This window comes from Mesorhizobium sp. M0910, assembly GCF_040319465.1.
Taxonomy (GTDB): Bacteria; Pseudomonadota; Alphaproteobacteria; order Rhizobiales; family Rhizobiaceae; genus Mesorhizobium.
On sequence record NZ_JAMYNZ010000002.1, the window covers coordinates 593786 to 616621 of the forward strand.

The 22836-nt window shown below is 62.1% G+C and carries 27 protein-coding genes; 16 read left to right on the forward strand and 11 right to left on the reverse strand.

The window, feature by feature from the left end; translation table 11 throughout:
* From NKH78_RS06845 to NKH78_RS06855, 3 genes are all read right to left on the reverse strand, one after another.
* Positions 1 to 1077 (reverse strand): ABC transporter permease, encoded by a 1077-nt coding sequence (locus NKH78_RS06845; protein ID WP_352736749.1) that lies wholly within the window; start codon positions 1075 to 1077, stop codon positions 1 to 3.
* A 95-nt stretch (positions 1078 to 1172) separates the two neighbouring features.
* Positions 1173 to 2114, reverse strand: a complete 942-nt coding sequence (locus NKH78_RS06850; RefSeq protein WP_352505983.1) for a sugar ABC transporter substrate-binding protein — start codon at positions 2112 to 2114, stop codon at positions 1173 to 1175.
* A 307-nt stretch (positions 2115 to 2421) separates the two neighbouring features.
* A complete protein-coding gene (locus tag NKH78_RS06855) occupies positions 2422 to 3453 on the reverse strand; it encodes a LacI family DNA-binding transcriptional regulator (protein WP_352736751.1) in 1032 nt (343 codons plus the stop codon).
* A 131-nt stretch (positions 3454 to 3584) separates the two neighbouring features.
* On the opposite strand from NKH78_RS06855, the gene NKH78_RS06860 reads away from it, so the two are divergent.
* Genes NKH78_RS06860 through NKH78_RS06870 form a run of 3 tightly spaced genes read left to right on the forward strand, consistent with a single transcriptional unit; the run spans position 3585 to position 6301 of the window.
* Positions 3585 to 4715 (forward strand): fatty acid desaturase family protein, encoded by a 1131-nt coding sequence (locus NKH78_RS06860; RefSeq protein WP_352736928.1) that lies wholly within the window; start codon positions 3585 to 3587, stop codon positions 4713 to 4715.
* Positions 4716 to 4754: 39 nt separating this feature from the next.
* Positions 4755 to 5069 carry a MocE family 2Fe-2S type ferredoxin gene (locus tag NKH78_RS06865; protein WP_352505981.1) on the forward strand — a complete coding sequence of 105 codons (315 nt, stop codon included), beginning with the start codon at positions 4755 to 4757 and terminating at the stop codon, positions 5067 to 5069.
* 2 nt (positions 5070 to 5071) lie between these two features.
* The gene (locus tag NKH78_RS06870) at positions 5072 to 6301 is read left to right on the forward strand and encodes an NAD(P)/FAD-dependent oxidoreductase (protein WP_352736929.1); all 1230 of its coding nucleotides are present in this window, start codon (positions 5072 to 5074) and stop codon (positions 6299 to 6301) included.
* A gap of 35 nt (positions 6302 to 6336) precedes the next feature.
* On the opposite strand, the gene NKH78_RS06875 is transcribed toward NKH78_RS06870, so the two are convergent.
* The 5 genes from NKH78_RS06875 to hslV all read right to left on the reverse strand — a co-directional run bounded on the left by NKH78_RS06875 (position 6337) and on the right by hslV (position 10481).
* Positions 6337 to 7296: a DUF1402 family protein gene (locus tag NKH78_RS06875; protein ID WP_352736753.1), complete on the reverse strand. Its 960-nt coding sequence runs from the start codon at positions 7294 to 7296 to the stop codon at positions 6337 to 6339.
* Between the two features lie 182 nt (positions 7297 to 7478).
* Positions 7479 to 8792 carry an ATP-dependent protease ATPase subunit HslU gene (hslU, locus tag NKH78_RS06880; protein ID WP_352477083.1) on the reverse strand — a complete coding sequence of 438 codons (1314 nt, stop codon included), beginning with the start codon at positions 8790 to 8792 and terminating at the stop codon, positions 7479 to 7481.
* 4 nt (positions 8793 to 8796) lie between these two features.
* Positions 8797 to 9393, reverse strand: coding sequence for a DUF2585 domain-containing protein (locus tag NKH78_RS06885; protein ID WP_254815925.1), 597 nt, complete (start codon positions 9391 to 9393; stop codon positions 8797 to 8799).
* A gap of 4 nt (positions 9394 to 9397) precedes the next feature.
* Positions 9398 to 9940, reverse strand: a complete 543-nt coding sequence (locus NKH78_RS06890; RefSeq protein ID WP_352736755.1) for a GNAT family N-acetyltransferase — start codon at positions 9938 to 9940, stop codon at positions 9398 to 9400.
* Entirely contained in the window at positions 9930 to 10481 is a 552-nt protein-coding gene (gene hslV / locus NKH78_RS06895) for an ATP-dependent protease subunit HslV (protein ID WP_254815927.1), read from the reverse strand. Before hslV ends, NKH78_RS06890 begins: the two co-directional genes overlap by 11 nt.
* A gap of 223 nt (positions 10482 to 10704) precedes the next feature.
* Here hslV and hisB point away from each other — a divergent pair, with 223 nt between their 5' ends.
* From hisB to NKH78_RS06955, 12 genes are all read left to right on the forward strand, one after another.
* Positions 10705 to 11304, forward strand: a complete 600-nt coding sequence (gene hisB, locus NKH78_RS06900) for an imidazoleglycerol-phosphate dehydratase HisB (RefSeq protein WP_352505978.1) — start codon at positions 10705 to 10707, stop codon at positions 11302 to 11304.
* A gap of 4 nt (positions 11305 to 11308) precedes the next feature.
* Entirely contained in the window at positions 11309 to 11782 is a 474-nt protein-coding gene (locus tag NKH78_RS06905; RefSeq protein WP_352736757.1) for a DUF2628 domain-containing protein, read from the forward strand.
* Position 11783: 1 nt separating this feature from the next.
* A complete protein-coding gene (gene hisH / locus NKH78_RS06910; RefSeq protein ID WP_352505976.1) occupies positions 11784 to 12434 on the forward strand; it encodes an imidazole glycerol phosphate synthase subunit HisH in 651 nt (216 codons plus the stop codon).
* A 3-nt stretch (positions 12435 to 12437) separates the two neighbouring features.
* Positions 12438 to 12728 carry a DUF1330 domain-containing protein gene (locus NKH78_RS06915; protein WP_254815931.1) on the forward strand — a complete coding sequence of 97 codons (291 nt, stop codon included), beginning with the start codon at positions 12438 to 12440 and terminating at the stop codon, positions 12726 to 12728.
* A gap of 2 nt (positions 12729 to 12730) precedes the next feature.
* Positions 12731 to 13474 (forward strand): 1-(5-phosphoribosyl)-5-[(5-phosphoribosylamino)methylideneamino]imidazole-4-carboxamide isomerase, encoded by a 744-nt coding sequence (gene hisA / locus NKH78_RS06920; protein WP_254815932.1) that lies wholly within the window; start codon positions 12731 to 12733, stop codon positions 13472 to 13474.
* A gap of 3 nt (positions 13475 to 13477) precedes the next feature.
* A complete protein-coding gene (locus tag NKH78_RS06925; RefSeq protein ID WP_352736759.1) occupies positions 13478 to 14314 on the forward strand; it encodes an arginase family protein in 837 nt (278 codons plus the stop codon).
* Positions 14311 to 15105, forward strand: a complete 795-nt coding sequence (hisF, locus tag NKH78_RS06930; protein ID WP_352506058.1) for an imidazole glycerol phosphate synthase subunit HisF — start codon at positions 14311 to 14313, stop codon at positions 15103 to 15105. The genes NKH78_RS06925 and hisF overlap by 4 nt, the downstream gene beginning before the upstream one ends.
* 37 nt (positions 15106 to 15142) lie before the next feature.
* On the forward strand, positions 15143 to 15469 hold the full coding sequence (locus NKH78_RS06935; RefSeq protein ID WP_254815934.1) for a phosphoribosyl-ATP diphosphatase: 327 nt from the start codon (positions 15143 to 15145) through the stop codon (positions 15467 to 15469).
* Positions 15470 to 15487: 18 nt separating this feature from the next.
* The gene (gene coaA, locus NKH78_RS06940; protein WP_352480184.1) at positions 15488 to 16447 is read left to right on the forward strand and encodes a type I pantothenate kinase; all 960 of its coding nucleotides are present in this window, start codon (positions 15488 to 15490) and stop codon (positions 16445 to 16447) included.
* 78 nt (positions 16448 to 16525) lie between these two features.
* The gene (locus NKH78_RS06945; protein ID WP_502896114.1) at positions 16526 to 17566 is read left to right on the forward strand and encodes a glycosyltransferase family 2 protein; all 1041 of its coding nucleotides are present in this window, start codon (positions 16526 to 16528) and stop codon (positions 17564 to 17566) included.
* Entirely contained in the window at positions 17566 to 18258 is a 693-nt protein-coding gene (locus NKH78_RS06950; protein WP_352736760.1) for a class I SAM-dependent methyltransferase, read from the forward strand. The genes NKH78_RS06945 and NKH78_RS06950 overlap by 1 nt, the downstream gene beginning before the upstream one ends.
* Complete coding sequence (locus tag NKH78_RS06955; protein ID WP_352736762.1) at positions 18236 to 18685, forward strand: GtrA family protein; 450 nt, start codon at positions 18236 to 18238, stop codon at positions 18683 to 18685. Before NKH78_RS06950 ends, NKH78_RS06955 begins: the two co-directional genes overlap by 23 nt.
* A 174-nt stretch (positions 18686 to 18859) precedes the next feature.
* Here NKH78_RS06955 and NKH78_RS06960 read toward each other — a convergent pair whose 3' ends face one another.
* The 3 genes from NKH78_RS06960 to NKH78_RS06970 form a co-directional block, all read right to left on the reverse strand.
* The gene (locus tag NKH78_RS06960; protein WP_352736764.1) at positions 18860 to 19477 is read right to left on the reverse strand and encodes an alpha-ketoglutarate-dependent dioxygenase AlkB family protein; all 618 of its coding nucleotides are present in this window, start codon (positions 19475 to 19477) and stop codon (positions 18860 to 18862) included.
* Positions 19478 to 19608: 131 nt separating this feature from the next.
* Positions 19609 to 20046 (reverse strand): alternative ribosome rescue aminoacyl-tRNA hydrolase ArfB, encoded by a 438-nt coding sequence (gene arfB / locus NKH78_RS06965; protein WP_023677545.1) that lies wholly within the window; start codon positions 20044 to 20046, stop codon positions 19609 to 19611.
* 79 nt (positions 20047 to 20125) lie between these two features.
* Positions 20126 to 21736 (reverse strand): phosphoenolpyruvate carboxykinase, encoded by a 1611-nt coding sequence (locus NKH78_RS06970; protein ID WP_352616808.1) that lies wholly within the window; start codon positions 21734 to 21736, stop codon positions 20126 to 20128.
* A gap of 342 nt (positions 21737 to 22078) precedes the next feature.
* Between NKH78_RS06970 and NKH78_RS06975 the strand changes: the two genes are divergently transcribed.
* Entirely contained in the window at positions 22079 to 22780 is a 702-nt protein-coding gene (locus NKH78_RS06975) for a response regulator transcription factor (protein WP_023677547.1), read from the forward strand.
* Positions 22781 to 22836: the final 56 nt, after the last annotated feature.

A 22836-nucleotide genomic window follows, 5' to 3' on the forward strand; every position in this document is an offset into this window, starting at 1 on the left:
TCAAGCCCTCATTGCCCGCAGGCGCTGGCGCCACTGGTCGAGAACGACTGCGCCGACGATGATCACGCCTTTGACCATCTCCTGATAATAGGCGTCGAGGCGCAGAAAGGTGAAGCCGGAGATGATGACGCCGAAGATCAGCGAGCCGATCACCGTCCCAATAATCGAGCCGCGGCCGCCCGACAGCGAGACACCGCCGATAACCGCCATGGCGATCGCGTCGAGCTCGTACATCACACCCATGCCGGCCTGGGCGGTGAGATTCTTCGAGCTCAGCACCACGGCTGCGAGCGCGGCGAGGACGCCGGCAATGACGTAGACGAGGATCTTGTGGTTGGCGATGTTGATGCCGGACATGCGCGCGGCGTCCTCATTGGAGCCGATGGCATAGCAGTGCTTGCCATATTTGGTGTAGCTCAGGATCAGCTGAAACAGCACCGCGAGCGATATGAAGATGATGACCGGCATCAGCCCCTTGCCGATGGCGGCGAAACTCTCGGTCGGAAACGAGATCGGCTGTCCCTTCGACCACCATTTGGCGATGCCGCGCGCGGTGACCATCATGCCGAGCGTGGCGATGAACGGCGGAATGCGGGTGTAGGCGATCAATGCACCGTTGACCAGGCCGGCCAGCAGTCCGCAGCCGATCGCGACCAGCACCGGCACGATCACCGGCAGGTCGGTCCAGCCCTGGGCTATGAACATTGCCTTGGGGTTCGGGTTGCCGTTGACGGTCGCCACCTGGGCGAAGCTCATGGCGATCATTGCCGTGGCGCCGACGATCGAACCTGAGGACAGGTCGATGCCGCCGGTAATGATCACCTGCGTCACGCCGATGGCAATGATGCCGACGATCGACACCTGCAGGATGATGATCTGCAGGCGCGCTTCGTTGAAGATCGCATCGATATTGTCGCGGGTATTGAACAGGAAGCTGTCGCCCAGGAAGACCCGGCCGATCAGCTCGAAAGCGCCGACCAGGATGACGAGTGCCAGGAAGACGTTGAATTCGGCCGGCCACGCGCGCCGCTTCGCATCATAGCTGAGCCCGCCGACGCCTTGAGATGTCTGTGCCAATCGTGCTTCCTCCGTCAGCCACGGTCTCTTTCGGCCGCTCTTCAGGCCGAGAGAGAAGGAGGAGCGGCGCTGGTGCGCCGCTCCGGTCCGCTGCCTCAGTTCTTCTTCAGGAACTTGTCGATATTCGCCGGCGTGACCAATTGGAACGGGATGTAGACCTTGTGCTCGACCTTTTCGCCCTTCGCCAGCTTGAGCGCCGCGTCAAGCGCGCCGGCGCCCTGGCCGGCCGCATCCTGGAACACCGTCACATCGAGATCGCCCGCCTGCATCGCCGCAAGCGCGTCCTGGGTAGCGTCGACGCCGCCGACGACAACCGACTTCATGTCGATGTTGGCGGCCTTCATCGCCTGGATGGCGCCGATCGCGCTTTCGTCATTGTTGGCGATGACGCCGTCGAACGGCTTGCCGGTCGACAGCCAGTTGGTCATCAGGTTCTGCGCTTCTTCGCGCTTCCAGTTCGACGTCTGCTTATCGATGATCTTGATGAAGCTGCACTCCGGCGTGGCGATCACATCGTCAATGTCCTTGGTGCGCTGCACTGCTGCCTGGTTCGACAGTTCGCCCATGATCACATAGACGTTGGCTTCAGTCTTGCCGGCCTCCTTGAACAGGCGGCAGACCTCCTTGGTCTCGAGCGTGCCGGAATCGGCTTCGTTCGAGGCGACGAAGGCCTGATTGTCGGGCAGCGTGTCGACGTTGACCGGCTCGCGATTGACATAGACCAGTGGAATCTTGGCAGCGGCGGCTGCGTCCGACATCGCCTGGGTCGCCGAGGTGTCGACCGGGTTGACGATGATGGCGTCGACGCCCGAGGCGGCGAAGTTCTTGATCTGGTCGAGTTGCTTGGCGACGTCGTTCTGCGCATCCTCCACCTGCAGTTCGACGCCGTCCATGCCCTTGGCCTGCTCGATCATGCCGTTGCGCAGCACGGTGAGAAAATTGTCGTCGAACAACGCCATCGACACGCCGATCTTGGCAGCGAAGGCGGACGAACTCATCAGCGCCGCGAACGCGACGCCCAAAAGCAGTTTTTTCATTTTATTTCTCCTCCACATTGGTGTCCGGCTGCACCGATCTACCCGGAATCCCCGATCTCGCAGGGAATTCTCTCCCGATTGCCATGTAGTTCCGGAGGCATTTGCCTGAAACAGATCTTCCGGAACGAAAGAACCAAAATGCTCAGTTGGTGAAATATTTATTCCATTTCGCGTGGGCGTCAAGCGAGATTTCGCCATGAAGGATGGATTTTCGGCATTTCAAGCGCTTTTGGACGGACGCTCAGGCAAGCCAAGCCTGAAAGCGTTCTGATAGATTACATCATGTCTGCCGCCAATGACCGCGACGTCAGATGTTTTCCGGCAGATAGATGTCGAAGGGCAGAAAGGTCTGGCCCGGCGCATTCGCAGCGCCGCTCTCGATGGCATGCGCCATCAGCCCGACAAGCTCGCGGCAAAGCGCTGCCAGTGGCGTCGAGATGACCATCGTCAGGAAATTATCCGCCAGCGCCGAGCGGGAGTCGGGCGTGATCTCGTTGCAGACAACCGCCGGCACCTCTGCCGGCTTTGCCTCCCTCAGCGCCGAGATCGCGCCTTCCATGCCGCCACCGGCGACATAGCAGCCGACGAGATCAGGGTGGCGGGCTAGAAGCTCGATCATTGCATCATGCGTGATCTGGTTCGCTTCCAGATTGACCAACGTCTCGAGCAGAGTGAATTCCGGCGCCTGCTCGCGAAAGAAGGAGCGAAAACCGATCTCGCGAAGCTCATGGCCATGGAAGCGATGGCTGCCGACGAAGAGGGCAACCTTGCCAGGCCTCTTCGCAACCTTCGAGATTATCCAGGCGGCGGTGCGGCCGACCTTGCGATTGTCCAGGCCGACATAGCCCTCGCGAATACCGGACGCAAAGTCGGAAAGCAGGGAGAACGCCGGTACGCCATTGGCTTTGAGAGCCTCGACGGCGACCGTCAGCGTCGGGTGATCAGGCCCGACCAGGGCGACGGCCCTGGATTTGGCGGCCAGCTTGCGCATCCGCTCGACGATCTCGTCCGGCGCCAGCGAGCCGGCGAAGTCGATGGTCGCCACGCCGCGAAAGCGCGGCGACTGCGATACCGCCAGTTCAAGCTCGCGGGCAAATTCGCTGTAGAAGACGTCCTCCCGCCGCAACAGCAGGAACCCGAGCCGATACTCCGGCAATTCATGGCGCATCCGCTGCTTGATCAGCCCGGCTGCGTGATAGCCAATGCTGGTCGCCGCTTCATAGACGCGGCGCGCGGTTTCCTCGCGCACCGGCAACCGGTTGTTCAGCACCCGGTCGACGGTGGCAACGCTGACCCCCGAAATGCGTGCCAGGTCGGTAATCGTCGGCCGTTTCGCCATCGCTGCCTCGCTCTATTGTTCGGCTTTTACGCCATTATGATGTAAAATGATAGAAACTATCTTTGTGATGTTGAGCCTATCAGGCTTCGGCGTTATTTGAATGCGGACCGACTATGATCGAGGCCTCCGCCATGGTGGATATTGGACTCCGAACCGGGAACACGATCGCCACAGCAGCGTCCCGGCGTGACTACAGCCTGATCGGCCGCGACGCGAAGCTCGCCATCGAGAGCGGGCTGGCGGCGGCCGAGTGGTATCACACGGACGTGCCACGCAAGCAGATGAAGGAGCTGATGCAGCGCTCCGACGGCCCGGCGATCCGCGATACGGTCATGTGGCTCGGCGCCTTGATCCTGAGCGGAGCCGGCGGCGTCTGGTTCTGGGGCAGCTGGTGGTGCGTGCCGTTCTTCTTCGTCTACGGCGTCCTCTACGGCTCCTCCACCGATTCACGCTGGCACGAATGCGGCCACGGCACCGCCTTCAGGACGCAGTGGATGAACGACGTGGTCTATCAGATCGCCTGCTTCATGATCATGCGCAACCCGGTGACCTGGCGCTGGAGCCATACGCGCCACCATACCGATACCATCATCGTCGGCCGCGATCCTGAGATATCGGTGATGCGTCCGCCCGATCTGCTGCGCGTCGTGCTCAACTTCGTCGGCATTCTCGACGCCTGGCATGCGATGAGCGACATGCTGCGCAATGCAGCCGGTATCGTCAGCCCGGCCGAAAGAACCTTCATTCCCGAGCAGGAGCAGCCGAAGGCAATTGGCATTGCCCGCATCTGGACGACAGTCTATGCCGCGACCATTGTGCTGGCGCTCTACACGGGCTCGTTCCTGCCGCTGATGCTGGTCGGGCTGCCCAGGCTTTACGGCGCGTGGCACCATGTCATGGTCGGCCTGCTGCAGCATGGCGGCCTGGCTGAAAACGTCACCGATCACCGGCTCAACAGCCGCACCGTCTACATGAACCCGATAAGCCGCTTCATTTACTGGAACATGAACTACCACGTCGAGCATCACATGTTTCCAATGGTGCCCTATCATGCGCTGCCCAGGCTGCATGAGCTGATCAAGCACGATCTGCCGGCGCCGACACCGTCCATCCTGGCCGGCTACCGCGAGATGATACCGGCCTTCCTGCGCCAGCTGCGCAATGAGGATTATTTCATCAAGCGCGAACTGCCGCCGACGGCGAGGCCCTATCGCGAGCACTTCCACAACGACAACGCTACCGCTGCGGTGGCTGCCGAATGACAAGCCTATGCCGAGGCACCCAAAATCGAGGAACCGTAAATGAGCGACTGGGTCGAGGCCTGTGACGCCGAGGACATCGACGGAGAGGACGTGATGCGCTTCGACCATGGCGGCCGCACCTTTGCTATCTATCGCAGCCCCGACGACGAGTATTTCGCCACCGACGGGCTTTGCACGCATGAGAAGGTGCATCTGGCCGACGGGCTGGTCATGGACGACATCATCGAGTGCCCGAAGCACAATGGCCGCTTCAACTACAAGACAGGGGCTGCCAGGGGCGCGCCGGTCTGCGTCGACCTAAGGACCTATCCGGTCAAAGTCGGCGCCGGCAAAGTCCTTGTCCGGATCGGTTGATGATGACGAAGGGAATGGTCGTCATCGGCGCCGGCGAATGCGGCGGGCGCGCCGCCCTTGCGCTGCGCGAGCTCGGCTATAATGGCCCCGTAACCTTGGTCGGCGACGAGCCGCATCTTCCCTATGAGCGCCCACCACTGTCGAAAGACGCGATGGTCGCCGACGCGCCCCTGATCAAGGCGATCGCCAGCGACGCGATCCTGGCCGAGCGCTCTATCCGGCATATCCATTCGGTTCTGGCTGTGGCGATCGACCGCACGGCGCATGTCGTGCGCCTGTCAGACGGTTCCGCCCTGGCCTACGACAAGCTCCTGCTGGCGACCGGGTCTGTGCCGCGCAAATTGCCTATGCCGGGCCTTGGCGGGCGCTGCGTCTACCTGCGAACCTTCAACGACGCGCTGGCCATTCGTGCCCATCTCAACGCCGGCAATCGCATCGCCATAGTCGGCGGCGGCTTCATCGGGCTCGAGCTCGCCGCGGCGGCGCGCAGGCTGGGTGCCGCGGTCACCGTCATCGAGGCGCAGCCGCGCATTCTGATGCGGGGCGTGCCGGCCGAGATCGCGCAGGTCATCCATCAGGCGCATGAAGCCGAAGGCGTAAAAATCCTGTGCGGCCAGGGCATCGCGGCCATTGCCGATGACGGCGCCGAAGTGCGCATCGCGCTTGCCGGTGGGCACGACATTGTCGCCGATCTTGCCGTGATCGGTATCGGCGCCGTGCCGGTGACCGGACTTGCCGCGGAGGCGGGGCTGACCATCGACAATGGTGTCGCCGTCGACGCCGAGCTTCGCACCAGCGACCGGGATATCTTTGCAGCCGGCGATTGCTGTTCGTTTCCGCTCGCTATCTATGGCGGCCGGCGCGTGCGGCTGGAAGCCTGGCGCAATGCGCAGGAGCAGGGCGCACTCGCCGCAAGGAACATGCTTGGCGCCGGCGAGGCGCATTCGGCGGTGCCTTGGTTCTGGTCAGATCAGTACGGATTGACCCTGCAGATCGCCGGCCTGTCGGACGAAGGCCGCAGCATCGTTCGCCGCGACGTTGGCGACGGCGCCTTCATCCTGTTTCATCTGGCCGAGGACGGCAGGCTGGTTGCGGCAAGCGGCATCGGCCCCGGCAACGCGGTCGCCCGTGACATAAGGCTGGCCGAGATGCTGATTGCAAAGCAGGCAAAGCCGGCGCCGGAAGCGCTAGGCTCGCAAACGGTCAAGCTGAAGTCGCTGCTGGCGGCGTGAGCTGAGGGCGTGGATAGTTGGCCGAACGCGTTCGGCTAAAACAGCGCTTTCAGCTCCGGCAGCTTGTCGTTGACCAGCCAGCCATAGTAATTTTCCTCAGGCAATTTTTCCGGCTCGCCCGCAGCGCGGCGCTTGTCGTTCTCGGCCTTCAGCGCATAGGCGCGCTGTTCGGGGTTGCCGACATTGTAGAGCGTCGACGTGATGCCGGGGTTGCCTGATATGTCGAAGCCGGCGATGCTTCTATAGGCGTCGATCGACTTCCGGATCGTTGCTGCGACATAAGGCAGTGTCAGGTCAGGATCCATGATGGTCTTGTAGACCGCGTTGGGGTCGCCGACGTCGAGTTCCGGCAGGCCGGAAACCTTGTGCACGAGGTCGCTCATTTGCAGCGCCGTCAGCGGATTGAGCTGGCCAATGCCAAAAGTCTGGCCGGCATAATAAGGCTGGAAGAAAGTGGCACCGAAGCGGTCGTTGGGAAAGCTCTCGCCGTTGACGGTCTTGTCGCGGAACGACCGGTTCCACACCTGCTCGCGGCACTCCCATAGGTCGTAGCTATCGGACTTCCCTGCGCATTTGGCGAATTGCGGCCGCTGCACGAAATCGGTGATGTCCTCGCCGTCATAGGCGAAGGAGAGCTTGCTCGATAAATACGAGATCGCCTTGACGTAGTAGGTCTGCAGCCGGTCATAGGCATCGACATTGTAGGTGTGCTCGCCGACGATGGCGCCGACGATATGCATTGGGTCGATGCCATAGGCCGCGGCTGCCCGCTTGATCTTGCCGCGCAGCTCGGCATCGTTCTGGAGCAGCGCAAAGACTTTGCGGTATTTCGCCTGGAAGGTGGTGTTGGTCGCCTGGGTGCGCCGGCTCGATGCGCCCGGTATGTCAGGCTGCTCGGTGTTGCGGTTGCCCGGCGGCACCATCGTTGCCGCTTGCGCGGCGAACATCGCTGTCGCCAGCGTCAGCCCCAAAATGACGAGGATCAGTTTTTTCATGCGCCGCCGCCCAAATAGTCGGCGGCAAACTAGGTAATGCTCCACCGGGAGTCGAGAGACGCCTGCACCGGACGGGACGAAAGCTTGCCGGATGCTTCCATTTGGCCACACCTCCGGAATGCCGCGCCGAATTGACGGAGGCCGGGAGTAATTCCCCGGCCTCTTGGAGAATCAAGAGTCTCCTACAAGATGAAACGCGACAAGTCCGTGTTTCTGGAGAGGTCGCCGACATGCTTCTCGACATAGGCGGCATCGATTGTCACCGAGGTGCCGTTACGGTCCGGCGCGTCATAGGAGATGTCGTCCAGTACCCGTTCCATCACCGTCTGCAGCCGCCTGGCGCCGATATTCTCGACGCTGGCGTTAAGGTCCACGGCGATGCCGGCCAACGAATCGATCGCGTCATCGGTGAAGACCAGGTCGACGCCTTCGGTCTTCATCAGCGCGATATACTGCTTGATCAGGCTGGCTTCGGTCTCGGTGAGGATGCGGACGAAATCGTCCTTCTCCAGCGCCCGCAGCTCGACGCGGATCGGCAGGCGGCCCTGCAATTCCGGCAGCAGGTCGGAGGGCTTGGCGACGTGGAACGCGCCCGAGGCGATGAACAGGATATGGTCGGTCTTCACCGGTCCATATTTGGTCGCAACCGTGGTACCTTCGACCAGCGGCAGCAGGTCGCGCTGCACACCTTCACGCGAAACACCGGCACCGATGCCGCCTTCGCGCGAGGCGATCTTGTCGATCTCGTCAAGGAAGACGATGCCGTCATTCTCGGTCGATTCGAGTGCCCGGCGCACCACTTCGTCCTGATCGAGCAGCTTGTCGGACTCGTCGCTGATCAACAGCCCGTAGGACTCCTTGACGGTCGTCTTGCGCAACTTGGTCTTCTTGCCGCCCATCGCCTTCGACAACATGTCGTTGATGTTGAGCACGCCGATATTGGCGCCCGGCATGCCGGGGATCTCGAAGCCAGGCATGCCGCCATTGCCGGTATCGGCCACTTCGATCTCGATCTCCTTGTCGTCGAGCTCGCCGTCGCGCAGCTTCTTGCGGAAACTGTCGCGGGTGGCCGGGCTCGCCGTCTTGCCGACGAGCGCTTCGAGCACCCGTTCCTCGGCGTTGACGTGGGCACGCGCCTTGACGTCCTCGCGCATCTTCTCGCGCACCAGCCCGATGGCGATCTCGACCAGATCGCGGATGATCTGCTCAACATCGCGGCCGACATAACCGACCTCGGTGAACTTGGTGGCTTCGACCTTGACGAAAGGCGCACCGGCAAGGCGCGCCAGGCGGCGTGAAATCTCGGTCTTGCCGACACCGGTCGGGCCGATCATCAGGATATTTTTCGGCATCACCTCTTCGCGCATCTGGCCCTCGAGCTGCTGGCGGCGCCAACGGTTGCGCAAGGCAATCGCCACCGCACGCTTGGCGTCTTTCTGGCCGATGATGAAGCGGTCGAGTTCCGAAACGATTTCGCGGGGAGAGAAGGTGCTCATATCACTAAATTCCACTTTGCCACTGCCGAATGGACTCGAACGGATGCAGCAGCATGATCACGTTGAGTGTCAGATTGTCCCGGATGAGATAGCCGACACCGAATTCGAAGATGAGGGCGAGGGTGACGATCACCCATATAGGAAGCCTTCGCGCCATGACAAACCCCAGCACCATGGCCAGCGTGTCGGACACCGAATTGATGATGCTGTCGCCATAATAGTCGAGCGAGATCGTGCCGGCGCGGTAGCGGTCGATGATGAAAGGGCTGTTCTCGAGCAGCTCCCAGCCGCCCTCTATGACGACCGCAAACGCCAGCCGGAGCCCGATCGGCGAGCGCGGGAAAAGGAACCACGCCAGCGCATAGAACAGGAAGCCGTGAATGATGTGCGAGAAGCTGTACCAGTCGGAAATATGCTGGGAATTCTCGGAGCTTTGCACGATGCCGTGCCACAGCTTGACATAGCCGCAGGTACAGATCGGCGTCCGCCCCATGCCATAGAGGACCCCGGCCTGGAAGATGACCAGCCCGAGAACCAGCAGGAGCCCCATTCGCCAACTGTCTTCGTAGGCCGAGACGGTTTTGTCGCTGGATACGCTCATGCTGCTATTGCCCCTCTTCTGCGTCACCCTGTCCGGCATCACCCTCTGGGGCATCAATGGCCATCAGCACGGCATCGCCATATTCCGACTTCCTGCGATCGATAGCCGTAAAACCGGCCTTTTCATAGGCACGGATAGCCCGTGCATTGGCGGGGTCCGGGTCGATGATGACGCGCGGCGTACCTTCCTCGAAAAGCTGCTCGACGAACTGCCGGACGATCGCGGAGCCGTGGCCGACCCCGACAAGCTCCGGCACGCCGATCGACAGATCGATGCCGAGCGTGCCGAACGGCTGGTCGCTATAGGGATGGCCGTCCTCCAGATGCGGATCGTAGCTCTGCAAATAGCCGATGGGCTTTCCGTCCAGCTCGATGATCAGCGGCTCGACCGAAATGCTGTCGATATGCTCGCGGATCTCCGCAATCTCGGTCTCTGGGTCGTTCCACCACTCGGCGACATGCGGCTCGGCAAGCCAGCCGGCGATCATCGGCAGGTCCCTCTGGGTCACCGGCCGAAAACCATAGCGGAGGCTCCGCTCAGGCGGCATCGAGGGTTTCGACGACGAAGTTGTTGTTTGTGTAGACGCAAATGTCTGACGCGATCTGCATCGCCTTGCGGGCGATCTCCTCTGCGCCCTTGTCGCTGTCCATCAGCGCGCGTGCCGCTGCCAGCGCGTAATTGCCGCCGGAGCCGATGGCCATGACGCCAAATTCGGGCTCCAGCACGTCGCCGGTGCCGGTCAGCGCCAGCGACACCGACTTGTCGGCCACCAGCATCATCGCTTCCAGCCGCCGCAAATAGCGGTCGGTGCGCCAGTCCTTGGCAAGCTCGACGCAGGCGCGTGTCAGCTGGTCGGGATATTGTTCGAGCTTGGCTTCGAGCCGCTCGAGCAGAGTGAAGGCATCGGCGGTGGCGCCAGCGAAACCGGCGATGACGTTGCCGCCCTTGCCGATGCGGCGCACCTTCTTGGCGTTGCCTTTCATGATCGTCTGGCCGAGGCTGACCTGGCCGTCGCCGGCGATCACCACCTTGCCGCCCTTGCGCACGGTCAGGATGGTCGTGGCATGCATGGTCAGTTCATTCGACATTTCCTGCTCCGACAAGCACCGATCCCATCGAGGCGATCGGTGCGTTACGAGTGACTTGATCGGCCATATGTATGCATAGGCCGGACGATTGCAAACCGGCCATCCGCCGGGCCGGATAGTGCTCCGCAGCGGTAACTGGCAATCGCCGGATCATGCTGCTAGAAGGCTTTCGTTTTCAGGCCTGTGAACGCCTGACGTGCAAATCTGAAACAAGGATGAGGTCATGGCGCCCCGTTCCGCCGAGATAAGCCGCAAGACCAGGGAAACCGACATCTCCGTGTCGGTTCAAGTCGACGGCTCGGGCAAATCCGACATTTCGACGGGCGTCGGCTTCTTCGACCATATGCTGGACCAGTTGTCGCGCCATTCGCTGATCGACATGACCGTGAAGGCCAAGGGCGACCTGCATATAGACGACCACCATACCGTCGAGGATACGGGCATCGCCCTCGGCCAGGCGCTGGCCAAGGCATTGGGCGAGCGGCGCGGCATCATGCGCTACGCCTCGATCGACCTCGCCATGGACGAGACACTGACGCGGGCGGCAATCGATGTCTCCGGCCGGCCTTTTCTGGTCTGGAATGTTTCGTTCTCGTCGCCGAAGATCGGTACGTTCGACACCGAGCTGGTGCGCGAATTCTTCCACGCTCTGGCGCAGAATGCCGGCATCACGCTGCACATCACCAATCATTACGGCGCCAACAACCACCACATCGCCGAGACCTGCTTCAAGGCCGTGGCGCGTGTGTTGCGTTCGGCACTTGAGCGCGACCTGCGCCAGCTGGACGCGGTTCCCTCCACCAAGGGATCCCTGAAAGGGTAACGCCATGGCCATCTATGTCGTGATGGAGCCGCCAGGCCGCGGTGAAAGCGTGGACACCATCTTTATCCGTGACGGCTTTGCCTGGCTCGGCTTCGTGGTGCCGCCGCTGTGGCTGGCCTGGCACCGGCTGTGGGTTGAGGCGGCATTGGCGTTTGTCGCCATGGGCCTGCTCTCGATGCTGGGCGAAAGGCTGGACCTGGAAACAGCCGGCTCGCTTTTATCCTTCCTTGTCATGCTCTTTGTCGGGCTGGAGGGACAAGGCTTGCGAATTGCAGCCCTTCGTCGCCGCGGCTGGCATGAATGGGGTGTCGTCGAGGCCGACAGGCTCGACGACGCCGACATCCGCTATGTGTTGGAAGCCGCTGCGGATTCGGATTCACAAACTCATGCGCAGCGTATCGTCCCAGACGCAGCACATGCCCGGCCGGCGCAGATGGGCCTGGCACTGGGGCTGAACCATATTCCGGGAAAGCCCTGAGATGAGGGTCGCGATCATCGACTACGGGTCGGGCAATCTGCGCTCGGCCACCAAGGCCTTCGAGCGTGCTGCGCATGAAGCCGGCATTGCCGCCGCGATCGAACTCACCGCCGATGCCGAGCGGGTCAGGACCGCCGACCGCATCGTCCTGCCCGGCGTCGGTGCCTATGCCGATTGCGCCGCTGGACTGCGTGCGGTCGCCGGCATGTGGGAAGCGGTGGAGGAGGTGGCGATCGCCAAGGCTCGGCCGTTCCTCGGCATCTGCGTCGGCATGCAGCTGATGTCGGAGCGGGGCCTGGAAAAGACCGTCACAAAGGGCTTTGGCTGGATCGCCGGCGACGTCAAGGAGATCACGCCGGCCGATCCGACACTGAAGATCCCGCAGATCGGCTGGAACACGATTGACCTGAAGCGCAAGCATCCGCTGTTTTCCGGCATTGCGACGGGCGGCAAGGGACTGCACGCCTATTTCGTCCACTCCTACCATCTCGATGCACGGAAAGAGGATGAGGTGCTGGCGGTTGCCGACTACGGCGGCCCGGTAACGGCCGCTGTCGCCCGCGACAACCTGGCCGGAACGCAATTCCACCCCGAGAAGAGCCAGGCGCTGGGCCTGGCGCTGATCACCAATTTCCTAGGCTGGAGGCCCTGAACCATGAGCAAGAAGGGCTATTGGATGGCAATGGTCGATGTCCACGATCCCGAGATCTACAAGCAGTACATCGAGGCCAATGCCGCGGCTTTCGCGAAATACGGGGCGAAGTTCCCGGTGCGCGCCGGGCGGTATATCAGCCCGGAAGGACCGACAGGCAATCGCCACGTGCTGGTGGAATTCGAATCCTATGAAATGGCGCTGGAATGCTACGGCTCGCCTGAATACCAGGAGGCCTTGAAGTACAGGCTCGCCGGCTCGACCGGCCACTTTGTCATCGTCGAAGGCGCCTGAAGGTGATCCTGTTTCCGGCCATAGACCTTAAGGATGGCAAATGTGTGCGCCTCAGGCATGGCGACATGGCAACTGCGACGATCTATAACGACGATCCCGCCGCTCAGGCGCGCGCCTTCGAAGAGCAGGGCTTCGAATGGCTGCACGTCGTCGACCTCAACGGCGCCTTCAAGGGCCAGAGCGTCAACAGCGCCGCGGTCGGCGCCATCCTCAAGGCGACGAGCAGTCCGGTGCAGCTCGGCGGCGGCATCCGCACCTTGGCGCAGATCGAGGACTGGCTCGACCGTGGGCTGGCCCGCGTCATTCTTGGCACCGTGGCGGTGCGCGATCCGGATCTGGTCAGGCAGGCCTGCAAGGCATTCCCGGGCAAGATCGCCGTCGGCATCGATGCCAAGGGCGGTAAGGTCGCGGTCGAAGGCTGGGCCGAGGCCTCGAGTCTCGGCGTCATCGAACTGGCGAGGAAATTCGAAGGCGCCGGCGTCGCCGCCATCATCTACACCGACATCGATCGCGACGGGGTGCTGAGCGGCATCAACTGGGACGCCACCATCGATCTTGCGGAGGCGGTTTCGATCCCGGTCATCGCCTCGGGCGGGCTCGCCTCGATCGCCGACATCGTGCGCATGACCATGCCCGATGCGCAGAAGCTCGAAGGCGCGATCTCCGGTCGCGCGCTCTACGACGGCCGCATCGATCCGGCCGAGGCACTGGCGATCCTGCGTGGCAAACCGATGGCAGGGGTGTGAAACGTGAAGGTCTCGATTATCCTCGCTCCCTATGACAGCGGGCACTATCACGAAGGGTGCGGCCAGGGTCCGGACGCCATTGTTGGCGGTGGGCTCGTCGAAGCCCTGACCGTGGCTGGCCATGAAGTCGCCGTCGAAGATATCGGCAAGGTGGGAGACGAGCAGGGGCGCGAAATCGCAACCGGCTTCGCCGTCTGCAACGCTGTCGCGACCAAGGTTGGCCTCGCCCGCGATGGAGGACGCTTCCCCATTATCTTTGCTGGAAATTGCCTGACCGCCGCCGGTGCGGTTGCCGGTGAAGCTGCGGATTCGATCATCTGGATCGACCAGCATGGCGATCTCAACACGCCGGAGACGTCGGCCTACGGCTTTCTCGACGGCATGGCGCTGGCGGCGACTCTCGGGCTCTGCTGGCGTCCGATGGCGGCAGCGATTCCGGGGTTCCGGCCGATAAACCCGGCGCGCTGCATGCTGGTCGATGCCCGCGACGTCGATCCCGACGAAAAGCGCCTGCTGGAAACCTTGCCGATCGTGCGCACCGAATGTGCCGGTGCACTCGATATGATCGGAAAGCTCACGGCGACAGTGACTGTGCGGGCGCATCTGCATCTCGACCTGGACGTCGTCGATCCGAATGTGCTGCAGGTGAACCGCTACACGCATCCGGGCGGTCCGAGCCCGGAACAGTTACGGCAGCTTGCCTGCGGACTGGCCAGGTCTATCCCGATCGCGGGCGTTACGCTCTCGGCATACGACCCGGCCTTTGATTCCCAGTCCGAGGTTCCGCCCGTCGTCGGCCAGCTGCTCGTCGACTTTCTTGCGGCGATCGAGAGGATCTGATGCTGAAAGCCCGCGTCATCCCCTGTCTGGATGTCAAGAACGGCCGTGTCGTCAAGGGCGTCAATTTCGTCGACCTGGTCGATGCCGGCGATCCCGTCGAAGCGGCAAAAGCCTATGACGCGGCCGGCGCCGACGAGCTCTGCTTTCTCGACATCACCGCCTCGTCGGAAAACCGCCAGACCATTTTCGATGTAGTAGCCCGCACCGCCGAACAATGTTTCATGCCGCTGACCGTTGGCGGTGGCGTCCGTCAGGTCGCCGACATCAGGAAGCTGCTATTGGCCGGCGCCGACAAGGTGTCGATCAACACGGCGGCGGTGAAGACCCCAAATTTTGTCGCCGAAGCAGCGGACAAATTCGGCAACCAGTGCATCGTCGTCGCCATCGATGCCAAGAAAGTGTCCGCTGCGAGCGAGGCCGACCGCTGGGAAATATTTACCCATGGCGGCCGCGAGAAGACCGGCATCGACGCTGTCGAGTTCGTTCGGCGAGTGGTCGATCTCGGCGCCGGCGAGATCCTGCTGACATCAATGGACCGCGACGGCACCAAGGCCGGCTACGACATAGCCCTTACCCGCGCGGTCGCCGACGCCGTACGCGTGCCGGTCATCGCTTCCGGCGGCGTCGGCACGCTCGACCACCTTGTCGAAGGCATTCGCGACGGCCATGCCGGCGCGGTGCTGGCGGCGTCGATCTTCCATTTCGGCACCTACAGCATCGCCGAGGCCAAGCTGCACATGGCTCAGGCCGGACTGCCGATGCGGCTGGACTCGCCGGGTAATCGGTCCTAGAGCCTTTTCCGGCTAAGAAGAGGCTGTAAACGCCGTCATGACCGAGTTCTCGCTCTCCGATCTGGAGAAGATTATTGGCGAACGCGCGCGTTCCGGCGATCCGGATTCGTGGACGGCCAAGCTCTTTCAGCGCGGCATGAGCAAGGCAGCGCAGAAACTCGGCGAAGAGGCGGTCGAAACGGTGATCGCAGCCGTCAGCGCCGACCGGGACGCGCTTGTTTCGGAAAGCGCCGATCTCATCTATCATTGGCTTGTCGTTCTCGGCATAGCGGACATTCCGCTGAGCGATGTGCTCAACGAGCTTGAACGCCGCACCGGTCGTTCGGGCATCGCCGAAAAGGCGTCTCGGCTGGACCGGGGCTGATCGCTGCGGAGGAACTCGATGGACCAGCTCGCTCCTACCGAGAAGTATTCACCCTATCGTTTCTTCTCGGCCGAGCAATGGTCGCGGTTCCGCGCCGATACGCCGATGACGCTCACCGAGGACGAAATCCGTCGTCTGCGGTCGCTGAACGATCCGGTCGATCTCCACGAAGTCGAGCGCATCTATCTTTCGATGTCGCGGCTGTTGTCGGCTCACGTCGAAGCCAGTCAACTCCTGTTCAGGCAGCGCCAGGCCTTCTTCAACGCGCTGGACGCGGCCAAGACACCGTTCATCATCGGCATTGCCGGTTCCGTCGCGGTCGGCAAATCGACCACGGCGCGCGTGCTAAAGGAGCTGCTGGCGCGCTGGCCGTCGAGTCCCAAGGTTGACCTGGTCACCACCGACGGCTTCCTGCTGCCGAACGAAGTCCTGCGCCGCAACAATCTGATGGAGCGCAAGGGCTTTCCCGACAGCTACGACGTCGGCGCGCTGCTGCGTTTCCTGTCCGGCATCAAATCGGCGCAGCGCAACGTCCGCGCGCCGGTCTATTCGCACCTGACCTATGACGTCATTCCGGGCGCGTTCCAGACCATCGACCGGCCCGACATCCTGATCTTCGAAGGCATTAACGTCCTGCAGCCGGGCAAGCTGCCGAAGGACGGCAAGATCGTGCCTTTCCTGTCGGATTTCTTCGACTTTGCCATCTACATCGATGCCGAGGAGGCGCTGATCCATCACTGGTATATCGCCCGCTTCATGCGGTTGCGCGAAACCGCCTTCCGCGACCCGGCCTCCTTCTTTCACCGCTATTCGCAACTTTCCGAGGATGCGGCCCGCGCCATCGCCGAGGGCCTGTGGACCAACATCAACCTGAAGAATCTGCGCGAGAATATATTGCCCACCCGCGCCCGAGCCGATCTCATCCTGCGCAAGGGCGCCAACCATCTGGTCGAGGAAGTGGCGCTCAGGAAACTGTAACGGCGCGGTTAACGGCGCCTTAGGCTATCCCGGCTAGTGTTCGATGGGCAATTCCAGCGGATCTGTCGGGAGCAGTCTGTGATCAACGCGAGCAGTACCGGAGTTCGTGCGAGGCAGCCCCGCTATTCCCTGGTCATTCCGATCTTCAACGAGGAGGCGGTTCTTCCACTCCTTATCCGGCGAATAGTCGCCCTGCTCGACGCGCTGGACGCACCGGCAGAGGCTATTTTCGTCGACGACGGCAGTACCGACACGAGTGTGATCTACCTGCGTGGGATGGTTGCCGAGGAGCCACGCTTCCGGCTGATCGAACTGTCGCGCAATTTCGGGCACCAGATTGCAATTACGGCCGGCATGGATGCGGCTGCCGGGGAAGCCGTGGTGGTCATGGATGCCGACCTCCAGGATCCCCCTGAAGTCGTTCTCCAACTGGTGGAAAAGTGGAAGGAGGGCTATGAAATCGTCTACGCGAGGCGTATGCGGCGCGAAGGCGAAACCTGGTTCAAACGGCTGACAGCCAGCATCTTCTACCGGCTGATGGAGAAGATGACTTCGGTCGACATTCCCCGCGACGTTGGCGATTTCCGACTAATCGGCCGCAAGGCTCTCGATACGTTCAAGCAGATGCCGGAGCGCAACCGTTTCGTGCGCGGCATGTTCGGTTGGATGGGATTCAAGCAGACGGCGGTTTCATTCGAGCGACCGGCGCGCGCCGCAGGTGAAACAAAGTATCCTTTCTGGAAGATGCTCCGCCTGGCTGTCCACGGGGTCATCGGCTTTTCGGAAAAACCATTGCGTATGGCGCTCTGGGCCGGGCTCGCTATCTCGGGGGTAGCCGCGTTGCTCGGGCTCTTTGCCGTGGCTTCCTGGGCATTCAGTTTCGGTGTTGTCCAAGGCTGGACGTCGACAGTTGTGATTGTTTCCTTCTTGTCCGGGATCAACCTGTTCATGACCGGTATCGTCGGCCTCTATGTCGGCGGGATCCACTCCGAGATCAAGCGCCGGCCGCTCTATGTCGTTGATCGCCTTACTGGCTTCGAGGACGCGCTCCGGGCGGAAGTCGACAATCGAAACACCGAGGCGACGTTGTCGGCGTCACGCGACAGAAGGTTTGGTTGATGGCCGAACTCTTCGATCAATATCGCACCACCTATAACAGGACTGTCGACGACTCGATCAGCTTCTCCGGGCTGAAGCATGACTTCTTCCTGCAGGCGAAGTCAGTCCTCCTTGCCGACCTGATCGCCGAGCGTGGTATTGCAAGGCGCGACGGTTGCGTTCGGGCGCTTGATGTTGGCTGTGGGGTCGGCGCACTGCATCCCTACGTGAAGCCGCTTTTTTCAGACCTTCATGGCTGCGACATTTCGAGGGAATCCATCGCCCGGGCGCGTGAGGAAAACCCCTGGGTCACCTATGCCGACTACACGGCTCCCGTGCTGCCTTACGCGGATGGCACATTCGACCTCGCATTCGCCGTTTGCGTCGTCCATCATGTGCCGCCTGAACATTGGCCGAGCTTTGTTTCCGAGATGCGGCGCGTCGTCCGGCCCGGCGGCGTCGTGTCGGTGATCGAGCACAACCCGTTCAATCCATTGACACGCCTGGCCGTCTTCCGCTGCCCCTTCGATGAAGATGCTGTCCTGATCAGTCGCCGCAAAGCCGGCCGTCTCCTGGAGGCGGCCGGCCTCACACAGGTTGCAGGCAGGCATTTCCTGATGTTTCCCTTCGCGAATTCCGTCGCGCGCAAGGTCGAGGGCTGGGTCTCGCACCTGCCGCTCGGGGCGCAATATGTGTGCAGCGGCCGTGTTTAGCGCCGGTTCGGGCTTCAGACTTGCAAAGCAGCCGGCGCGTTTCCTGATTATCGGCTTTGGCGCCACTCTGCTCTACGCACTGCTTGCCGCGGTATTTTCGATGGGGGACGCGGTGTCGCTGCGGCCGGCTTCGGCCTCGGTGCTCGCTTACGCCATCGCCGCCCTCTTCTCCTATGCCGGGCACAAGTATTTTACCTTCGCGTCCAGCGGGGCGCATCGTTTCGAGGCGCCTCGCTTTTTCGTGCTGACATTGCTTGGTCTGGCGGTGTCATTTCTTCTGCCCGCCGTGTTGTCCGGGATTCTGGGCCTGCAGGCGCAGATCCCGATTGTGCTGACATGCATCGTGGTCCCGCTCGTCAACTATGTGGTGCTTCGCCACTGGGTATTCGCCAGTGCTGGTCTAGGTTTGCGGAACGGCTCGAGATGATGCGATTCCCGGACCGCCCGAGATCGGCTGTTGGCGCTCCAGGCCTGGCGTGCGCGCAACGATGCAACGCACCGCCAGGCTCCGGGCTTGCAACCCTGGCCGGGCAGTGCCCTGCTGCTGGCCAAACGCTACAACGGCGGTCGTGCTACTGGCACCCCCGGCCACCTGAACAGCCTATTTCGGCATCGTCACCCGTCGCAGCGTCAGATTGATGCGGCCGCCACTCCTGAGCAATGCCGAGGTCGACGGGTAGATACGGTCGACGCCGTGAAAGCAGAGCCGCCCTTCGCCGCCAAGCACGACGACGTCGCCGCTCCTCAGCCTGAACGATTTGGTGGCGCCGTCGCGCGTCGTCTGGCCGATCCGGAACAGGCAATCCTCGCCGAGCGACACCGAGACGACAGGCGCGGAGAAATCGCTCTCGTCGCGGTCCTGGTGAAGACCCATCTTGGCATCCTGCGAATAGAAATTGACCAGGCAGGCTTCCGGCGGGTGCGCATAGGCAGATACATCCCGCCACAGTTCGAGCAGCATCTCCGGGATCGGCGGCCAAGGCCTTCCGGTCACCGGGTGGGTCGGCTGGTAGCGATAGCCGTGCTCCTTGTCGGTGACCCAGCCCAGCGGACCGCAATTGGTCATGCGCACGCTCATCTCCTTGCCGGTACGCGGCATCGCCGGCACGAACAGCGGCGCGTTCTGCACGACCTGCCTGATATTTTCCACCAGCACTTCCTGCATGGCGCGCGACAGGTAGCCGGGCATATGGCGGACGCCTTTGGGCAGTACGAGCATCGCGTCGCTTAATCCGTTGGTCTGGAGAAATCAGAATGCCACCGTCAAATGAAAACGGCGACCCGAAAGCCGCCTCCGACGGTGGCTGCGCGCTTTAACCGGCGATCTGAGATCGGAAGCCGCTTCGGCTGTCACTCATCCCCGACCCGGCCGCGCAGTTTCTTGATCGAGCCGCGCCCGGCCTTGCTCTTGAGCCGTCTTTCGACCGCGCCTTTGGACGGCCTGGTCTTCTTGCGCGGCGGTGGTGGTGGTTCGGCGGCCTTGGCGACCAGTGCCGTCAGCCGCGCCCGGGCGTCCGCCCGGTTCTGCTCCTGGGTGCGGAAGCGTCCGGCTTCAATGACGATGACGCCGTCCTTGGTGGCGCGCTGGCCGGCAAGCTTGATGGTCCGTTCGCGCACCCGCTCCGACAGGCCAGCCGCATTGGCGGCATCGAAGCGCAATTGCACTGCCGTCGCCACCTTGTTGACGTTCTGGCCGCCCGGGCCGGACGAACGGATGAAGTCCTCGTGCAGGTCGCCCGGATTAATCACCGCATCGTCGGTAATGATGATCTTGTCGTCGGCGTTCATGCCGCACTCATGGCGCGGCAGGCGAAAAAAGAAAAGGCCCGATCGAAGCCGGGCCTTGAAGCATCACCAGGGGCGACGGCTATTCAGCCGCTACCTGCATGCGTGGTGCGGCGCCGAGCACGGTGGCGTCGACATGGGCTTCGAATTTTTCGAAATTGTCGACGAACATGCCGACCAGCCTTGCCGCCTGCCGGTCGTAGGCGGGCTTGTCGATCCAGGTCGATCTAGGGTCGAGAATGGCGCGGTCGACGCCGGCAACCGTCACGGGAACGTCGAAACCGAAATTGGCGTCGGTGCGGAAGTCGGCCGCTTTCAGCGAGCCGTCGAGCGCCGCCGCAAGCAGCGCCCGCGTTGCTTTGATCGGCATTCGCTTGCCGGTGCCGTAGGCGCCGCCGGTCCAGCCGGTGTTGACCAGCCAGCAATCGACGCCGTGGCGGGCGATGAGCTCGCGCAACAGATTGCCGTATACCGACGGATGCCGCGGCATGAACGGTGCGCCGAAGCATGTCGAAAATGTCGCTTCGGGTTCCGTAACACCCTTCTCGGTCCCCGCCACCTTGGCGGTATAGCCGGAGAGGAAATGGTACATGGCCTGCGCCGGGGTCAGCCGCGCGATCGGCGGCATCACACCGAATGCGTCGGCGGTCAGCATGATGATGTTCTTCGGGTGGCTGGCGCGCCCCGTCTTGCTGGCGTTGGGGATGAAGTGGAGCGGGTAGGCGCAGCGTGTGTTTTCGGTCAGCCCGCCGTCGTCGAAATCCGGCACGCGGCCTGCGTCGAGCGCCACATTCTCCAGCACCGTGCCGAAGCGCTGGGTGGTGGCGAAGATCTCCGGCTCGGCTTCGGCCGAAAGCTTGATCGTCTTGGCATAGCAGCCGCCCTCGAAATTGAAGATGCCGTGCGGTCCCCAGCCATGCTCGTCGTCGCCGACCAGCGTGCGCGACGGGTCGGCCGACAACGTCGTCTTGCCGGTCCCGGAAAGGCCGAAGAAAACGGCCGCGTCGCCGACGGGCCCTTCATTGGCCGAGCAGTGCATCGGCATCACACCTTTTGCCGGCAGCAGATAGTTGAGCACGGTGAACACCGACTTCTTCATCTCGCCGGCATACGAGGTACCGCCGATCAACACGATCATGTGCGAAAGATCGACGGCAATCACCGTTTCGCCGCGCGTGCCGTGGCGGGCGGGATCGGCGCGGAACGACGGCAGGTCGATGATCGTCAAATCGGGCATGAAATGCTCGAGTTCGGCGGCGGCCGGTCGGATGAGCAGATTGCGGATGAACAAGGAGTGCCAGGCAAGCTCCGTGATCACCCTGGTCGGCAGCTTCAGTTCCTCGTCGGCGCCGCCGACCAGGTCCTGCACATAAAGGTCCTTTCCAGCCGCGTGGGCGCGAAAATCGGCAAGCAGCGTATCGAACTGGATCGGCGAAATCGCTTTGTTGTTGTCCCACCATATATGCGGCGCGGTGCTTTCGTCGCGCACCACGAATTTGTCCCTGGGCGAGCGGCCGGTGTGCTGCCCGGTCTCGGCGGCAAGCGCGCCATGCGCGGTGAGTCGGGCCTCGCCACGGCGGATTGCCTCCTCGTAGAGCGCGGCCGCGCCGAAATTATAGCGTACCACGCCCGTGGTTCTCAGGCCGATGCGATCGATTGCACATGCAGGATTGCGTTTGCCGGCTTCCGACATGGGTGTCCCTTCTTCGATTTACCGCGTCTTTACCGGCGAATTCCGGAACCCCCATTGCAGGAGCTAAAAACGTCAAAACCAGAAAAGGCGAATGATATCAAATCATTAATCGATTTAAATATTTTGAAAGTTGTTTAAATCGTTTATATGTGCAAAAACACTGATGGTTGCCCAAAGGATTGGCGATGTTCATTCGTCCAATCCATATCGAGGTACAATTGTGGCCGTCGACATGCCGCGCGTGACAGCGGATACAGCCTGTGCCACATTTTGTACCTAATTTGTCCTGCAAAAGCCCCTTCTCGACGAAAGAAGGGACAGCTCATGAGGGAGCCGCTTGAAATGGCAACAATCGCGCTTGTCGACGACGATCGCAACATTCTGACTTCGGTTTCGATCGCCCTTGAATCCGAGGGTTATCGGGTCGAAACCTACACGGATGGGGCATCGGCGCTGGAGGGACTGGCGGCGCGCCCGCCGAACCTCGCCATCCTCGACATCAAGATGCCGCGCATGGACGGCATGGAGTTGCTGCGCCGGATGCGTCAGAAATCCGACCTGCCGGTGATCTTCCTGACCTCCAAGGACGATGAGATCGATGAACTGTTCGGCCTCAAGATGGGCGCCGACGACTTCATCCGCAAACCCTTCTCGCAGCGTCTTCTGGTGGAGCGCGTCCGCGCCGTGCTGCGCCGCGCCAGCACCCGCGAGGCGGCGGCCAAGGCGCCCAACCAGCAGGCCCGGTCGCTTGAGCGCGGCCAGCTTGTCATGGACCAGGAGCGCCACACCTGCACCTGGAAGGGCGAGCCGGTGACGCTTACCGTCACCGAGTTCCTCATCCTGCATTCGCTGGCACAGCGTCCGGGGGTCGTAAAAAGCCGTGATGCGCTGATGGATTCGGCTTATGATGAGCAGGTCTATGTCGATGACCGCACCATCGACAGTCACATCAAGCGGCTGCGCAAAAAGTTCAAGGCCGTTGATGATGACTTCGAAATGATCGAAACCCTTTACGGAGTCGGATATCGGTTCCGCGAAGCATGAATAGGCAGTAGGCAGTAGGGAATAGTCGGTAGTCAGTTTTGAATGATGCGAGCGGC

What these genes read in the sequence shown, in the direction of transcription:
- NKH78_RS06850 (WP_352505983.1), bottom strand. Translation starts at nt 2,114, where the DNA reads ATGAAAAAACTGCTTTTGGGCGTCGCGTTCGCGGCGCTGATGAGTTCG.
- NKH78_RS06855 (WP_352736751.1), bottom strand. Translation starts at nt 3,453, where the DNA reads ATGGCGAAACGGCCGACGATTACCGACCTGGCACGCATTTCGGGGGTC.
- NKH78_RS06860 (WP_352736928.1), top strand. Translation starts at nt 3,585, where the DNA reads ATGGTGGATATTGGACTCCGAACCGGGAACACGATCGCCACAGCAGCG.
- NKH78_RS06865 (WP_352505981.1), top strand. Translation starts at nt 4,755, where the DNA reads ATGAGCGACTGGGTCGAGGCCTGTGACGCCGAGGACATCGACGGAGAG.
- NKH78_RS06870 (WP_352736929.1), top strand. Translation starts at nt 5,072, where the DNA reads ATGACGAAGGGAATGGTCGTCATCGGCGCCGGCGAATGCGGCGGGCGC.
- NKH78_RS06875 (WP_352736753.1), bottom strand. Translation starts at nt 7,296, where the DNA reads ATGAAAAAACTGATCCTCGTCATTTTGGGGCTGACGCTGGCGACAGCG.
- hslU (WP_352477083.1), bottom strand. Translation starts at nt 8,792, where the DNA reads ATGAGCACCTTCTCTCCCCGCGAAATCGTTTCGGAACTCGACCGCTTC.
- NKH78_RS06885 (WP_254815925.1), bottom strand. Translation starts at nt 9,393, where the DNA reads ATGAGCGTATCCAGCGACAAAACCGTCTCGGCCTACGAAGACAGTTGG.
- NKH78_RS06890 (WP_352736755.1), bottom strand. Translation starts at nt 9,940, where the DNA reads ATGCCGCCTGAGCGGAGCCTCCGCTATGGTTTTCGGCCGGTGACCCAG.
- hslV (WP_254815927.1), bottom strand. Translation starts at nt 10,481, where the DNA reads ATGTCGAATGAACTGACCATGCATGCCACGACCATCCTGACCGTGCGC.
- hisB (WP_352505978.1), top strand. Translation starts at nt 10,705, where the DNA reads ATGGCGCCCCGTTCCGCCGAGATAAGCCGCAAGACCAGGGAAACCGAC.
- NKH78_RS06905 (WP_352736757.1), top strand. Translation starts at nt 11,309, where the DNA reads ATGGCCATCTATGTCGTGATGGAGCCGCCAGGCCGCGGTGAAAGCGTG.
- hisH (WP_352505976.1), top strand. Translation starts at nt 11,784, where the DNA reads ATGAGGGTCGCGATCATCGACTACGGGTCGGGCAATCTGCGCTCGGCC.
- NKH78_RS06915 (WP_254815931.1), top strand. Translation starts at nt 12,438, where the DNA reads ATGAGCAAGAAGGGCTATTGGATGGCAATGGTCGATGTCCACGATCCC.
- NKH78_RS06935 (WP_254815934.1), top strand. Translation starts at nt 15,143, where the DNA reads ATGACCGAGTTCTCGCTCTCCGATCTGGAGAAGATTATTGGCGAACGC.
- coaA (WP_352480184.1), top strand. Translation starts at nt 15,488, where the DNA reads ATGGACCAGCTCGCTCCTACCGAGAAGTATTCACCCTATCGTTTCTTC.
- NKH78_RS06950 (WP_352736760.1), top strand. Translation starts at nt 17,566, where the DNA reads ATGGCCGAACTCTTCGATCAATATCGCACCACCTATAACAGGACTGTC.
- NKH78_RS06955 (WP_352736762.1), top strand. Translation starts at nt 18,236, where the DNA reads ATGTGTGCAGCGGCCGTGTTTAGCGCCGGTTCGGGCTTCAGACTTGCA.
- NKH78_RS06960 (WP_352736764.1), bottom strand. Translation starts at nt 19,477, where the DNA reads ATGCTCGTACTGCCCAAAGGCGTCCGCCATATGCCCGGCTACCTGTCG.
- arfB (WP_023677545.1), bottom strand. Translation starts at nt 20,046, where the DNA reads ATGAACGCCGACGACAAGATCATCATTACCGACGATGCGGTGATTAAT.
- NKH78_RS06970 (WP_352616808.1), bottom strand. Translation starts at nt 21,736, where the DNA reads ATGTCGGAAGCCGGCAAACGCAATCCTGCATGTGCAATCGATCGCATC.
- NKH78_RS06975 (WP_023677547.1), top strand. Translation starts at nt 22,079, where the DNA reads ATGGCAACAATCGCGCTTGTCGACGACGATCGCAACATTCTGACTTCG.